Below are 13,909 nucleotides of genomic sequence, written 5' to 3' on the forward strand. Positions count from 1 at the left end.
TTTGATATTATAGCTCGGTCGACCTTCTGATTTAATAGAAGTAACTGCAAAACCAAGTTTTTCCAAATCTAAAAAGGTTACAAAAGCATCTATAAAACGAACCTGATTATCGGCAGATATTGCATCTTCTAAACTTGAAAAACGCATTTGTTGGCGGGAAATTCCTTGTATATGTTGCATTACGAAAAATCCTGTTTTTAAACAATACTTTTCTATATTTGTTGCTAATCAACGAAAGTTTTTTCACAGACTGACGTTATAGCCAATGGTGGGACGATTGTAATAAATAACAAAATATGGGACTTACAGATCTTAAAAAAGAACTAAAGAAACTCGAAAAAGAAAAACTCATCGACCTTATTGCTGACTTGTATAAAAAGAACAAATCGGTAAAAGAGTTTTTAGATTTTTATGTAAGTCCTGACGAGAATGAACTGTTCAAAAAATATCGAAACAAAGTTTTCGAAGCATTTTTCCCTAAACGTGGTTACAGCTATAAACTCAAAGACGGCAAACAAGCAATTAGTGACTTCAAAAAACTTGAACCAGCTACGGAACTATTAGCCAACCTTATGCTGTTTTATGTTGAGTCAGGTGTAAAATTTACGAATGACTTTGGTGACGTAAATGAAGCATTCTACAATAGCTTATCAACAACATTCGTTGATGCTTTGAAAATGATGGACAAAGAAAATCTTCTAAGTGCGTTTGAAGAACGGGTAGAAAAAATAGTAGATGACACAAGTGGAATTGGATGGGGTTTCCACGATTATTTAGTTCAAGTTTGGTTTGACTTTTACCCGAGTGATAACATGGATGATGATGAATGTGAAGACTTACAAAGAGAAAGTGAAAATAATTAAAATAAGCGTAGAACCACTGGCTATAACAGCCACTACAACGGATTTGGGTATTTGGCTTAATGGAAAAATGGGCTTGTATTTGGAATATTTGGCAAAACCGAAGAATGGGCTTAATTTAGTCCCAAACCCGCTGTAGTGCCAAGAAGTCAGGCTGTGAAAAAACCTCCTTTTCCAGTTAAAACCTCTAGATTTTACTCTACTGTAATTCAAATAAAGCCTTATATTGAATCACTTTTTTTAGGCTGCTAATTTCTCGGGATAAAAATTAGTTATTGTATGAAGCTTTAAATAACTCGTTTTTAGTAAAAACAAGACTTTTGCCTTGTAGGGTGAGTCACTACTGAAGTCTGGGAATATAAAATTGAAATAAGTAAATAACCATTTACATTTTGAACTAGATAAAGTGGTTACAGAAGCAAATTTCGTTTGGATAAAAAAGACATTTAAATAAACCACATCTAACAAGAACGTTAGCAATAAAATTTTATGAAATACACATTCAAGATAATCATTGGGCTTTTATTTTTCAATAATTCATTCGCACAGCAAATTGACACCCTAAAAGTAATCGTCTTGTCACCATATAAAATAGAGGTTGCCGACAACTATTTGACTGAATATAATAAATTAAAAAAAGAAATATTAGAAAATCGCAGTGCTCTAAAAGAGCAAAAAACAAAAGACAAACAAGCAAACATAGAAGAATTTAACAAACAGCCTGATTACACAAAAGTTATGTTCGAGAACGAACTTAATTTTTACGACAGCCTTACCATTGATAATTATGTTGCAACGATTGTTAGGGAATATATTGCATACAGGCTTTACAAACCATTTAAAATAAAACCAAGAATTATATTGGTATCAACGATAACCTCAACCTCAGATAAGAAACAATATTCAGAGATTGCAAATAACAAAAAAAACTTCTTCATTATAAATTTCCCTAAAATGAAGTTTTACAAAGAAAAGGGTGAACTTAAAGTACAGACAAATATTGAATTGTATTCAGCTAAAACAAATGAAATTTTATTATCCAAAGATAATATTGGTCTTTCCAAAGGTGGTTTAACAGATTATCCTATGTGTTCAGGAGATAACTGGGACTGCGCAATCGTAAACTCAGTTTATCCAAATTTAATTGACGTACTAAGGATTATAGCTGAAAAGAATGCTGAAGTAAAATGATATCAATACTAACAGCTTTCGTGGACCCCCGCTCCCGCACGAATCCTTTCGTGTGGGCTTTGGAACCAGAATTTCTTATATTTCAAACTTTCTAATAAAGCCTTAGCATCAAAAAAACTTGTTATCCTTCATATTAAATAGCATAAGGCGAAAAAAAAAAAAAATCTTATCTAGCCCCGATGGAAGGTAAAATCCTTTTATTTTCCTTTAAAAAATAAAAGATTGGAAGGACAGCGGGACTAAAAGCCATTATGAAACTAATTTTTCTGCTTATGATAAAATTTAGGTTTCAAAGCCACGAAAGGATTCGTGCGGGAGCAGTGCTTTTAAAACCAGAGTTTCTTATACCTCAAACATTCTAAATACAACTATATCATCAATAAGACCTTGCTGTCCTGAATAATCTATAGCACTACTGTACACATAATCTTCAGGTTTATATACTAAGCCCGCTTCAACCGGATTATTATGAACATAATCTATTTTTTGCTGAATCACTTTATTGCTCCACAACTCTATTGGTTTGTTATCATGACGCCAAAATTGGTAATGTTTTACATTTGAACTCTTTTGGGCTTCTTTTCTGAAAAAATCCAACAGAAATTCTTTTCGGCTTTCTTTTGGATTTTCCTGTATGCTTTTTACTATGGAATTACTGGTAAACCTTTTTAAGTCACCCACTAATAACTCAGGTTTTTGTCCTTTTATACTACGAAAAACCAAATGCACATGATTACTCATAATACACCATGCATGAATTTCTAATCCTTTGTTTTTCTGACAATAAAGAATGCTTTCAATAAATAAATCTTTATATTCATTTCGGGTAAACACATCTAACCAACCTACTAGTGCAAAACTTATAAAATAGAGGCCTTCAGGATTATGAAATTTGTAATTTCTGCTCATTTCTGAAAAAAAATAAGATTATTCTGTAAATATATAAATTATTAGCTTTAAGCATGAAAACAATCATTACATAAAATTAGGTTTCAAAAGCCACACGAAAGGATTCGTGCGGGAGCGCGAAGAACAGAAGGTTTTATATTGTCTGATATTATTAGGGATTTCAAAAAATTCACATCAAAGAAAATAATTCAGACAATAGTTGATGAACCGGAGAGCAGAAGAGAAACCTAACGAAGTGGTTTGGCGAAGCCAATGGATGCTGGATTATTTTCAAAAAGCCTGTGAGCATTTAAAAAAGAATCAAACTTACAAAGTTTGGCAAAATGGCTATCACGCAGAACATATTTACAGTAACACTTTTATCAGGCAAAAAATAGATTACATTCACAACAATCCTCTGAAAAACAAAATTGTGACTTTAGCTGAAGATTATTATTTTAGTTCAGCACGAAATTATGCAGGTTTAGAAAATGATTTAGAGGTAGTATTGTTAGATTTGTTTTGATATTTTCACAAATTATAAGGCATCTATTTTTATCTACTTTGCGGGCACAGAATACAATTCTGCGCTATCGGATTTAGAAAATGATTTAGATGTGGTATTCTTAGATTTGTTTTGAGCTTTCACAAATTAAAGACAAATTATTTTTGCTATCCTTTGCGGGCACAGAATGCAATTCTGCGCTATCGGATTGAGTGGAGAAAATCCGAAGTTCTACTTAGAATATAAAAACACTCTACTCTACGAAGTGCTCTAATGAAAAGGCAAATGTCTCTAGACTTTGAGCAATTTTTTTAATGTTGTTATAATCCTAAATCTCTCAAAAGTCTCCCGCCTTTTTACAAAACGTTTTTAAACGAGAATAACCCGCTCCCGTACGAATCGTTTCGTCTGGGCTTTTGGACGTGCTCTACAAAGTGTTCTTATGAAAAGTAAACATCATTTTGTAATTATTTTTTTTATATTTTTGAGTTAAAATAACACACTGTAAATCAAACAAGTATTTCATTTATTCTCTTTAACATAAAACAATTATCCATCAGCTATTGTAAAATATAAAAGAATGAAAAATATACCAACATTGTATGAATGGGCAGGCGATATGCAGACCTTCGAGACTTTATTTTCAAAATTTTACGAAAAAGTACTGAATGACGAAATATTGGGTGAGGTCTTCAAAAATATGTCACCTGAGCATGTTGAACATGTAGCGCATTTTGTTGCTGAGGTTTTTGGCGGTGAAAAATTATACACTTCCAATGACAATGGCAGCCATGCAAAAATGATTGGAAAACATATTGGCAAAATGCTGACAGAAGAAATGAGACAGCGCTGGGTTCATTTACTGCTGCAAACTTCAGATGAAATTGGATTAAAAAGCGACCCCGAATTTCGTTCGGCTTTTGTTGGGTATATCGAATGGGGCACTCGTCTGGCTGTTATAAATTCTCAGCTAACAGAAAATCCAATAAACTCAAACGAACCTATGCCAAAATGGGACTGGGGTGCAACAGGCGGACCTTATGTAAATTAAAAAATATAATTTTACAGAACTGCATTTAGATAACCAGAACATTAACGGTAATAGTTTAGCAATATAAAAATGAAAACACACAAAACAAGCCGAACAGCTCAATATATGGCTCTATTCAGAGCATTGGAAACAAAACGCAATTCAAATGATAAATTATTTTCTGACGAATATGCAATACATTTTCTTGAAGCTAAATTGCGATTTGCATCACGTATGTCTAAATATGCTATTATTAGAAAATATATCAGTAATACCATTCAGAAGAAAATACCGGGAGCTCTTTCATCAGGAATCGCCAGAACAAAATATATTGATGATTTATTAAAATCAACAATTACGAATGGCGTAAAACAAGTCATAATTTTAGGCGCAGGATTTGACACCAGAGCATTGCGGCTTGCCTTTCTGGAATCAATTCCTGTCATAGAAATTGATCATCCAAATACTTCAAAATTTAAAATGGCAACTTATAAAAGCCGCATTGGCCAGCTTCCAAAAAATATTGAATTTTATCAAATTGACTTTAACAAACAAAGCCTTGAAGAATTGGCTGAACACCATAATTTTGATTTTACAAAACCTACTACGGTCATTTGGGAAGGCGTTACCAATTATCTCACAGAAGATGCAATAAAAAACACATTTGAGTTTATTAAAAAATTCACAACGAACAGCTATGTCATTTTTACTTACGTTCACAACGATATTCTCGAAAATCCAGGTTCATTTTTAGGAGGTGAAAAACTTTTAACCGACCTCGACAAACTTGAAGAAAAATGGACTTTTGGCTTTAAGCCGGAAGAATTATCAGATTATTTAAAATCATTTGACATGATGCTCATTGAAGATATGGGCGCTATCGAATATCGTTCAAAATATCTGCCAAATCGGGATGAAAAAGGATATGAGTTTTATAGAGTAGCAATAGCCGTAAAGCAATAACTACGCCTGCTCTACTAAGTGTTCTCATGAAAACTGCCTCGCTCCCGCACAAATCCATACGTGCAGGAGCGCATGGGAAGATGTTTGAAGAAAAAAAGATGTACGTTAGTCATTTATGATTCTTATCTACTACTAAAAATAAAAATCCCGACTACAATATATGCAATCAGGATTTTTATATTAAGCCTCTCAACCTGTTTGAGTGACTCAATATTACAACAGATTTAATTTTTTATAAATTTTCCGGACTTGTTGCCAAGTTTGTAAATGTAAACTCCGTTTTGAAATCCGGTAACATCTATTTTAATTTCTTCTTCTGAATGGTTTTCTTCTAATATTTTTTTACCCTCAACAGAAAATATTTGTAGTGTTGCAGCTTTTCCTGTACTGCTTGTGTTCGAAATATTGATTACATTGTTACTCGGGTTAGGGAATACAAAAGCTTTTTTCGTTAAAATATCCTGTTGCTCAGCTGATAATGTTCCTGTTAACCCATACACATCATAATCGTATGCATTTGTGGCAGGATTTTGCTCTGAACCCGTAATAATCAATTTATAATTGTTCGAATTATCCTTAACTACTCCGGCATAGTACTTACCGGGGAAATTTTGCAAAAGAACTCCGCTATCATTACATAAGTATAATTTTCTATTATTAGAATCGCCAATCTTATATGATTTGTACAAAAACTCAATTTGGTTATCACTATTGAAAAGTTTGTCTGTTATGAAAATAATTTCTGAAAGAAAATGCCCTGCATCTAAAGGAATTGTAAAAGAAGTTTCAAGGACATGAGACTGGCTGTAAATTTCTACAATGTTTGTCGTTCTGTTGAATGTGTAATACTTTAATCCGTTAGCTGTATTAATTCCCAGAACATCTGACATATTTGATTTTTGTATACCAGAACTATACGAATGTTCTAAAGTTAACTGTGAATAAGAATAACTGTTAAAAAAAAAGTTGATTAATAATAAGAAAGTAATTTTCTTCATGAATTAAAATTGTATAATTGCCCTACTTTCAGATCTTTTAAAGTCGCTGTTTCAGTTTTCCGACTTAACGTTATATCGAACTATTACACTAATAATCAATACATCATATATTTTTTCCATTTCTGATGACAAAAACTTTGTCAGGGTACATGCTGTCTTGGATTCACTTCAAAATTATTCGCGCTAAAGTAGGAAAAGTATTTTATTTTTTTTTTAAATCTGTGCAAGATTAAAAAAATATTTGATTGAATCTTTGATACACCTTTGTAGCGAGTACCTAGGTGAATTAAAAGATAAATTCCAGCGTTTGTAAAACGGTTATTAAAACAAAAGTTTTTATATTTATGTAGACAATCTATCTAAAAAACCTCTTTTTCAAACGCTTTATTTAGTTTTTATAAATACAATGTATACTCGTTGCAAATGAGCAACAGATTGAGACATTTAGAGTGCTAAGAACACTTTTAAGAGCGAATTGTATTTCTAATAAAATAAGAGGCCAGCAAAAAAGTTATATTTCAATTTTATACTTTAGCCATTTTACGCAACCTTCTGTAAAATAATCATCTATATAAATAAAACAGCTGTTATGAAAAAAATTATAGTACTAATCATGATTGGATTTATGATGAATGCCTGCAGTTCTGATGATGACAAGAACAATAGCTCCAACTATGACGACTACATTGTCAAAAAGTCTATTGTCTCAGCTATTAATTTTATGCCGGAAGAAATATATCCTGGTGCAGACGCCTCAAAATCAACAGTTTTAAAATTAAAACTAATTACCGAAGAAGAATTTCCATGCATTAATTATGGTATAAACACTACTCAGTTTTCAAAAGGAAACGAACTAATCGTGCGATTCGACAAAATAGCAGAACCGGGTGGCTGTTTTACTGCAATTGGACCGGCAATCTCTTACATCGACTTACCGGAAAACACAGAGAAAATAACGTTTATAAACGGAGATAAAATCGATCACTATTCAATAGACATTAATGACCAGAAAATAGCTATCGCAACCATTGAAAAGCACTTCACAACCTCATTATACAATAAAACTTTTAGAATTCCGACAAATTCATTTGCCTATCTGTGCGGAACGAATAAAAATAATACGCAAATTTATACTGATTTTTATGCGTTGATAAAGCAAAACGCGGATTTTACAGAATTTGAATTTGAGGGCGAAGGAAGAATACCTTATCCTAAAACAACTACCGGAAATTGGGTCAATCATCCTTCAAGATTTTTTAAATATAAGAATGTTCAGGAATTTAAGAATCTGGCGACTACTTTAAATAATTATTCTGCTAATATTGAAAAAAATTCTGGTATCAGTATTTCTATTTACGGTTGGAACAACATCAAATTCTATAGTTGGATTGAAAATTAAAGATATCCAAACGGGAGAATGTACTCAGCGTTAACAGAGAATTGTATTTTATGGTGCCAGAGTTATATTGGAATGATTTGTCAAATCCAAATAATGAGTTTAATTTTACCAAACCTACTGCAATACCAGAACGTTGGTGGATATGCATTAAACTAAAAACAACTATGGGATTCAATATAGGAATTGGAACAATTGACAAGAATAATCAGATAGATATCTCTTGTGACATCTTTTTAGACCGATCTTATTATAATTTAATTTCAGAGTATCTTTTTGAAACAAAAATAGAATCATGCCTATATCAAATTTCCATTGATTCCAAAATCGATATTCAGCCTTTGACAAACATTGTTTATTTAAATGATGATGAAGAATGGATACCAACAAATCTTCAATCAACAAGCAAATTAATTAGTTTGATTACTGAATTAGAAAGTTATATTGACAAAGTTTCTCAGAACTCTACCAAGAATCTTGAAAAATGGAAAAAATACATAAGTGAAGATTTGAAGAAACATTTAGAAATAATAATATCAAGCTTAAAATGTTTTGAGGAAAAGAAATACGAAAAAGTTTTTTTTTGGTATGGGTAAGCTAACCTCCCACTCTTACAAATATCAAAATCAATCAATAATGAAAAAATTAGACAAAATACACGAAACGGAAAGAACTGAGATAAAATCGATCAATATTCAATAGACATTAATGTCTAAAAAAATTCTGGCGTCAGTATTTCTATTTACGGTTGGAACAACATCAAATTCTATAGTTGGATCGAAAATTAAAGATATCCAAACGCGGGAATCTATTATTACAATTAGTTATGATTAATAAGCTGAATTTTGGTTATCTTTAGAAGTAAATATTAAAATCATCCTATTGAGAAAATCCACAAGACGTTAATATTTATTATTTTTTAAATTAGCGACACGACACTTAATAAATAGAAAACAATATGAAAATCACATTTTCTTTTATACTACTATTTTTGACGCTTTACATACATGCACAGCAAACCCCTACTCTATTTGAACCCAATACCATTTCAAATAATGGTGTATTTGGTTTAACGATTTCACCGGATTCCAAAATAGCGCTATGGGTTTTGTCAAAAGGAAAAAGAGATACATTGACCATAATGGAATCTGTAAAAGAAAATGGACAATGGACTAAAGCCCGTATTGCTTCTTTTTCAGCAGCAGCAGGGCAATGGAAAGATATTGATCCTATATTTTCTCCTGATGGCAAAACGGTACTTTTTCAATCAAACAGAAACACCAACAGAGCATCTGACAGGAAAGATTTTGATATTTGGGCAGTACATCTTACCGATGCAGGCTGGTCAGAACCTTACAGACTGGAAGGCAATATTAATTCGGAAGCTTCTGAGTCATATGCCTCAATGACAAAAGACCGCACCATTTATTTCATGAAAGAGAACGACAACAAGACTGGACTGTCTGATATCTATTATTCGATATTAAAGGATGGAAAATACCAGAAACCTCAAAATATTGGTTTACCTATTAATACAAACGAAAGAGAATCAAACCCATATATTTCGCCAAATGGAAAATACATCATCTATTTTTCTTCCGATAATTCGGGATTTGGAGAAGTAGACCTCTACATTTCTTTTAACAGAAAAAATAAATGGACGGCTCCAAAAAATTTAGGCATTCCGATTAACTCAAAATTTGCAGAATTTTGCCCATTTGTTCACGAAAAAGAGAATAGACTTTATTTTTCAAGACAAGAAAAAGTCGGCGATCGATTTAAAGAAAATCTATATTTCATTGACTTTGACAGTAACAAATACAAATAAAACTGTAATCTTTACGAAATAATAAAATGAGTATTAACAGTTTTCGTCATGAAAAAATACTACTAATACTATTGAGATTTTCAGTTTTAAATCTTTTTCAACATTGCCAGCCAAATTCAAGTTGCCAGCAAATTCCATCACACAAAATTACTTTATCAGAATAGTTTGGGGACTGTCACTAATTTTTTTTGACTCCTGACATAGGGCTGTCACATGTCAGGTATACATTTGCGTCATAAATCATAAAACTGTTACGAAATTAAGTATGACTGCAAAAGAAACAGAAACATATTGCCCTGAATGCCAAACTGACTGGCGAAAATGGCTGGAAAAAAATCACCAGTCAAAAAAGTCTGTATGGCTTGTTTATTATACAAAAAAGTCGAATATTCCAACAATTAACTGGAGTGAAGCAGTTGAGGAAGCACTTTGCTTTGGCTGGATTGACAGCACAAAAAAAACGATTGACGATTCGTCGTTTATTCAGTTTTTTAGCAAACGTAAACCTAATAGTACCTGGTCGAAAATTAACAAAGAAAAAGTTAAACAACTCATTGATAGCGGACGAATGACAAAAGCGGGTTACAAAAGTATCGAAACTGCAAAACAAAACGGATCGTGGACTATTTTGGACGAAGTCGAAGAACTGATAATACCGAATGACCTCGAAGATGCATTCCGGAAACACAATGGTTCAAAAGACTATTTTCTAAGTTTGAGTAAATCGTCAAGGAAAATAATATTAAGCTGGATTGTAGTTGCCAAACGACAAGAAACCCGACAAAACCGAATTGACGAAATTGTAAAGAATGCAGAACAGCATCTTAAACCAAAACACTTGCGATAAAAAAGTATATACGACCAGCAAGGTCAGCTACAGTAAGACTTTATAAAAAATATAGTTTTTAGACAAGGTTTACTTTTTTAACTACTGCTTTGTGTAGATAACCATATTTTTTAAGAATAGTATAGAATTAAAGCCTTTTACAAGTGTAACAAACTTATTTAGGACAAATGACCTAAAAGCCAATTAGGATTTTTTCTAAAATTAAAAAGCCAAAAAAAAAATTTGAGCCCTTAATTGAAAATTTTAATCCTGTGATTTTATTACATGTGATTTGTATTCCCCAATATTGTCATCATTTGAAAATTTTATAATACCAACATCTTTTGCAATCCAATAATCGGCTGTATAATCCCAGGTAGGCCAGGCGTCATATTTGTTGTCAATCATTTGTGAAAATCTAAATCGTACTACATCCTTAAAAACGATTCCGTTTACAGTCAATGAAACTCCTTTTTCTAAAATCTCTCCCGTATAGGTTACCTCTGTTTCCATAACAAGGGGATCAGAAGAGCTTCTGGTTTCTATAAAAGTATAAGTTCCTCCCCAGGTTTGATTAACGTCTAAATAATCTTTAAAAAAAGGGAATTCATATGCGGTGATTTTAGTAGTAACACCTTCGTAGGTTTTATTGATTTCATCAGCTTTAATATAATAATCGCCTTTATTCTTCTTAATAAACAAAGTTGTACCATCATTAAAAATTCCAGTTCTAAATATAGGTAATTGATTAAATTCGTAATACTTAGTAGCATTTATTTCTTGTACTCCTATTATTTTAGCCGAAGCATCAGTACCATCCTTAGTGTAAACCCAGTTATTCCCTACACTTGTTGGCCAGTAATCACCAGTAGAATCCGCGGTAGAATCTGAAGAATCATCACTACATGCAAAAAAAAAGATTGCTGTAAAAAGTAATACAAACGAAATTGTAATTTTTTTCATAAGTTATTTTTTATTTCAAAAGGCAAAAATACAGATTAGTATTACATTAAAAATCACTATTTATGAGTATTTTTAGTTTAGAAGTAAGATAAAATACAAGATTTAACCTTTATTGAAGCTATAACTAAAATCGTAAAAAATGAATATTTGTAGGTTTGTGACTATTATTTTCTACATTTGGGAAAGATGAATAAGTCATTTTAGGTCAGGCTAACATAGTATGATTAGAATTCTTTTGACAAACTTATTCATCTTTACTAATTAAAAACCAGACATTATGAACAAAATATTGATAACATTAGCCATTGGTCTTTCCACTTTTAGCTTATGTATGGGACAAATTCCTAAAGAAGCATTCGCATTAACAAATTCTCTTAGTGATTTATGGCGTAATGGTGAAACAGAAACAGCAGTCGAATATTCTGTTAAACTATATGACTTATACCCACCAATGTTTATAAACAGAATTCATAATACACTTGCCCAACAATTACAGAATGGTCCAAGATTATATGGACAACAATATCTTGAGCAATTACTTTTGAAGGAAAACAATAAAATAAATACTATCATAACTCCAATTCACTTGTGGAGTAAATCGATGGAAGCAACTAACGAAAAGGATCTGAAAGGGATTTTGGAAGAACTCAATAGTATCCAAAAAGACAGTTCAAATTATGACTCGAAAACAGAAAGATATAGTCTTTTGATCTTACAGGAGTTAGAAAGAAAGAACGCCATTGCTATTAAAAGCAAAGAAAAAATCTTAAACAAAAATATAACCAATTTAGAGTCTTATCCTTATATCCTTAAAATTAAGGCTGATAGATTGGATGGTGAAAAAAGAGCCTGGCACAGATATTTATTAGCATATACCTACAATTATTTATACAGTATTAATCCTAAGGAAGAATACTTAAAAAAAGCTTCAGATTACAGTCCTGACCTAAATGATTGGTTAAACAAACATGCCTTTTTTTATGAAGCTGCTCTTTTAACCGGGAATACAAGAGAATTTGGATTTCAGACTAAATATCAAAAATATCTGATAGAAAACAATCGAAATACTGAAGCATTAAATTTATTGTGCAATATCGCGTTTACAAATCCATCAGATTCTAACATAAAGTCATTGCGCGAATATTATGAAAAACTAAAATATGAGTTGCCATTTTCTGATTACTGGACAACTTATATTCATAAAATGGGCAAGCCTGTTCCGAAGGTTAAAATAAAATATGAAAATGAAGAACTAAACTTAACTGAGAAACCAAAGAATTGGATTTATATTGATGTTTGGGGAACCTGGTGTAGCCCGTGTAGAGAAGAATTACCGGAATTACAATCTCTTTTTACAGCAAATAGTAGCAATAAAAATTCCAAATTAAGGATTTATACATTCTCATTTGGCTCTCAAAATTTATTGGCGTTCATGAACGATAATAAATATACATTTCCGGTAAGTGAGGTTGACAAACAGACCAATGATTTATTTGAAGTATCCGGATATCCAACAAAAATATTGATTTCACCAGAAGGTAACTTCATAAAGATCCCTTTTTCAGTAGATTGGAAAACATATATTAAGAATTATACGCTAATGTAAAACTACTGTTCTTAAAAAAAGTAAACTGCGTATAAGGCTCCCAGATTTCTCGCAAATTATTATAACTTTTCTGGATCTATCGAAGCCTTTTCTAAAACAGTTAAATCTAAAAGGAATCGAACTACGAAGCAAACTAATGCAAAGCATGTCGCTATTCATTTGAAAATACAGCTGAACTCCATTTTTTATTGTATTTTCGTTGATGCTAAAAACACTCTGTTTCATTAGTTTTCAACAAACATCTTTTTAATATGAAGTTAAAAATCATAATTTTATCAATTATAATTATGGGTGCATCATCATTTGTAGAAAAAGATGAGTTGTATTTAAACTATTTGGCTTCATTAAACAATGAAGGATCTACCTTCCAATATTACATGGTAATTAAACTTAAAAATTTAAATACCGGGCAAACACGAGAAATTTGTACAGATGCCAATGGACTACTCGGAGCGCTGCATCGCGAAAAAAATGTTGGATACGACGACAAAAACCGCAACTGGATACTCTTATTAGCTAAAAAAAATAGAGAAAGGTATTTCGAATTTAAAAACCAGGATGCTCTTGATAACTTAGGAGTACAATTTTACTCAATGTCAGACTTAGAAAACCTCGAAAAAAGGGTGAATTTTGACTCGTTGGCAAAACACATTGTTCGGGAAAAAAAGTGGAAAATGAGCTATCCTGACCAAAATATTTTATATGCACATGCTTTATTTAATCGTAAAATCTTAACTGGTGAAAATAATTGTATGGGGGGTAACTTGCATTACGTCGACAGAGAAAACCCTCAAGATTAAAACATTAATTAAACGCAGTAAGCAAACTGACATGCTTTGAAATATCCTGAAGTAC

The 13,909-nt window shown here is 31.8% G+C and carries 14 protein-coding genes and 1 pseudogene; 11 read left to right on the forward strand and 4 right to left on the reverse strand.

Translation table 11 applies throughout. From position 1 onward, the window contains the following. Positions 1–180: pseudogene (locus FLACHUCJ7_RS23590) on the reverse strand (IS1182 family transposase); the annotation flags it as partial. 116 nt (positions 181–296) lie between these two features. On the opposite strand from FLACHUCJ7_RS23590, the gene FLACHUCJ7_RS23595 reads away from it, so the two are divergent. Together FLACHUCJ7_RS23595 and FLACHUCJ7_RS23600 are read left to right on the forward strand one after the other, a co-directional pair. Next, positions 297–863, forward strand: a complete 567-nt coding sequence (locus tag FLACHUCJ7_RS23595) for a DUF6155 family protein (protein ID WP_078226568.1) — start codon at positions 297–299, stop codon at positions 861–863. A 486-nt stretch (positions 864–1,349) separates the two neighbouring features. Further along, entirely contained in the window at positions 1,350–2,051 is a 702-nt protein-coding gene (locus tag FLACHUCJ7_RS23600; protein ID WP_078226566.1) for a hypothetical protein, read from the forward strand. A gap of 342 nt (positions 2,052–2,393) precedes the next feature. Here FLACHUCJ7_RS23600 and FLACHUCJ7_RS23605 read toward each other — a convergent pair whose 3' ends face one another. Then, the gene (locus FLACHUCJ7_RS23605; protein WP_180910765.1) at positions 2,394–2,960 is read right to left on the reverse strand and encodes an REP-associated tyrosine transposase; all 567 of its coding nucleotides are present in this window, start codon (positions 2,958–2,960) and stop codon (positions 2,394–2,396) included. Positions 2,961–3,162: 202 nt separating this feature from the next. On the opposite strand from FLACHUCJ7_RS23605, the gene FLACHUCJ7_RS23610 reads away from it, so the two are divergent. The 3 genes from FLACHUCJ7_RS23610 (at position 3,163) to FLACHUCJ7_RS23620 (ending at position 5,437) form a co-directional block, all read left to right on the forward strand. Continuing rightward, the gene (locus FLACHUCJ7_RS23610; RefSeq protein WP_379781169.1) at positions 3,163–3,465 is read left to right on the forward strand and encodes a hypothetical protein; all 303 of its coding nucleotides are present in this window, start codon (positions 3,163–3,165) and stop codon (positions 3,463–3,465) included. A 559-nt stretch (positions 3,466–4,024) separates the two neighbouring features. Continuing rightward, positions 4,025–4,495, forward strand: a complete 471-nt coding sequence (locus FLACHUCJ7_RS23615; RefSeq protein ID WP_078229521.1) for a group II truncated hemoglobin — start codon at positions 4,025–4,027, stop codon at positions 4,493–4,495. A 69-nt stretch (positions 4,496–4,564) separates the two neighbouring features. Next, positions 4,565–5,437, forward strand: coding sequence for a class I SAM-dependent methyltransferase (locus FLACHUCJ7_RS23620; RefSeq protein ID WP_180910766.1), 873 nt, complete (start codon positions 4,565–4,567; stop codon positions 5,435–5,437). Positions 5,438–5,661: 224 nt separating this feature from the next. Here the strand turns inward: FLACHUCJ7_RS23620 and FLACHUCJ7_RS23625 are convergent, their stop codons facing one another. Then, positions 5,662–6,435 (reverse strand): T9SS type A sorting domain-containing protein, encoded by a 774-nt coding sequence (locus tag FLACHUCJ7_RS23625; protein ID WP_078229522.1) that lies wholly within the window; start codon positions 6,433–6,435, stop codon positions 5,662–5,664. Between the two features lie 589 nt (positions 6,436–7,024). On the opposite strand from FLACHUCJ7_RS23625, the gene FLACHUCJ7_RS23630 reads away from it, so the two are divergent. The 4 genes from FLACHUCJ7_RS23630 to FLACHUCJ7_RS23645 all read left to right on the forward strand — a co-directional run bounded on the left by FLACHUCJ7_RS23630 (position 7,025) and on the right by FLACHUCJ7_RS23645 (position 10,506). Continuing rightward, a complete protein-coding gene (locus FLACHUCJ7_RS23630; RefSeq protein ID WP_180910767.1) occupies positions 7,025–7,834 on the forward strand; it encodes a hypothetical protein in 810 nt (269 codons plus the stop codon). A gap of 50 nt (positions 7,835–7,884) precedes the next feature. Continuing rightward, positions 7,885–8,427 carry a hypothetical protein gene (locus FLACHUCJ7_RS23635; protein ID WP_180910768.1) on the forward strand — a complete coding sequence of 181 codons (543 nt, stop codon included), beginning with the start codon at positions 7,885–7,887 and terminating at the stop codon, positions 8,425–8,427. A gap of 362 nt (positions 8,428–8,789) precedes the next feature. Then, positions 8,790–9,659 (forward strand): TolB family protein, encoded by an 870-nt coding sequence (locus FLACHUCJ7_RS23640; RefSeq protein WP_078229525.1) that lies wholly within the window; start codon positions 8,790–8,792, stop codon positions 9,657–9,659. 265 nt (positions 9,660–9,924) lie between these two features. After that, positions 9,925–10,506, forward strand: coding sequence for a YdeI/OmpD-associated family protein (locus FLACHUCJ7_RS23645; protein WP_180910769.1), 582 nt, complete (start codon positions 9,925–9,927; stop codon positions 10,504–10,506). Between the two features lie 243 nt (positions 10,507–10,749). Here the strand turns inward: FLACHUCJ7_RS23645 and FLACHUCJ7_RS23650 are convergent, their stop codons facing one another. Then, positions 10,750–11,448, reverse strand: coding sequence for a hypothetical protein (locus FLACHUCJ7_RS23650; RefSeq protein WP_180910770.1), 699 nt, complete (start codon positions 11,446–11,448; stop codon positions 10,750–10,752). A 277-nt stretch (positions 11,449–11,725) separates the two neighbouring features. Here FLACHUCJ7_RS23650 and FLACHUCJ7_RS23655 point away from each other — a divergent pair, with 277 nt between their 5' ends. Next, entirely contained in the window at positions 11,726–13,054 is a 1,329-nt protein-coding gene (locus FLACHUCJ7_RS23655; RefSeq protein ID WP_180910771.1) for a TlpA family protein disulfide reductase, read from the forward strand. A gap of 251 nt (positions 13,055–13,305) precedes the next feature. Beyond that, a complete protein-coding gene (locus FLACHUCJ7_RS23660) occupies positions 13,306–13,854 on the forward strand; it encodes a hypothetical protein (RefSeq protein WP_180910772.1) in 549 nt (182 codons plus the stop codon). The last annotated feature ends 55 nt before the right edge of the window (positions 13,855–13,909 follow it).

The sequence above is a fragment of the Flavobacterium salmonis genome (genome assembly GCF_903819435.1).
Classification (GTDB): domain Bacteria; phylum Bacteroidota; class Bacteroidia; order Flavobacteriales; family Flavobacteriaceae; genus Flavobacterium; species Flavobacterium chungangense.

Bases quoted from the DNA above. Each gene is read 5' to 3' on its own strand.
- FLACHUCJ7_RS23630 (WP_180910767.1), top strand. From the start codon at position 7,025: ATGAAAAAAATTATAGTACTAATCATGATTGGATTTATGATGAATGCC.
- FLACHUCJ7_RS23635 (WP_180910768.1), top strand. From the start codon at position 7,885: ATGGTGCCAGAGTTATATTGGAATGATTTGTCAAATCCAAATAATGAG.
- FLACHUCJ7_RS23645 (WP_180910769.1), top strand. From the start codon at position 9,925: ATGACTGCAAAAGAAACAGAAACATATTGCCCTGAATGCCAAACTGAC.
- FLACHUCJ7_RS23600 (WP_078226566.1), top strand. From the start codon at position 1,350: ATGAAATACACATTCAAGATAATCATTGGGCTTTTATTTTTCAATAAT.
- FLACHUCJ7_RS23610 (WP_379781169.1), top strand. From the start codon at position 3,163: ATGAACCGGAGAGCAGAAGAGAAACCTAACGAAGTGGTTTGGCGAAGC.
- FLACHUCJ7_RS23595 (WP_078226568.1), top strand. From the start codon at position 297: ATGGGACTTACAGATCTTAAAAAAGAACTAAAGAAACTCGAAAAAGAA.
- FLACHUCJ7_RS23615 (WP_078229521.1), top strand. From the start codon at position 4,025: ATGAAAAATATACCAACATTGTATGAATGGGCAGGCGATATGCAGACC.
- FLACHUCJ7_RS23620 (WP_180910766.1), top strand. From the start codon at position 4,565: ATGAAAACACACAAAACAAGCCGAACAGCTCAATATATGGCTCTATTC.
- FLACHUCJ7_RS23655 (WP_180910771.1), top strand. From the start codon at position 11,726: ATGAACAAAATATTGATAACATTAGCCATTGGTCTTTCCACTTTTAGC.
- FLACHUCJ7_RS23605 (WP_180910765.1), bottom strand. From the start codon at position 2,960: ATGAGCAGAAATTACAAATTTCATAATCCTGAAGGCCTCTATTTTATA.
- FLACHUCJ7_RS23625 (WP_078229522.1), bottom strand. From the start codon at position 6,435: ATGAAGAAAATTACTTTCTTATTATTAATCAACTTTTTTTTTAACAGT.
- FLACHUCJ7_RS23640 (WP_078229525.1), top strand. From the start codon at position 8,790: ATGAAAATCACATTTTCTTTTATACTACTATTTTTGACGCTTTACATA.
- FLACHUCJ7_RS23650 (WP_180910770.1), bottom strand. From the start codon at position 11,448: ATGAAAAAAATTACAATTTCGTTTGTATTACTTTTTACAGCAATCTTT.
- FLACHUCJ7_RS23660 (WP_180910772.1), top strand. From the start codon at position 13,306: ATGAAGTTAAAAATCATAATTTTATCAATTATAATTATGGGTGCATCA.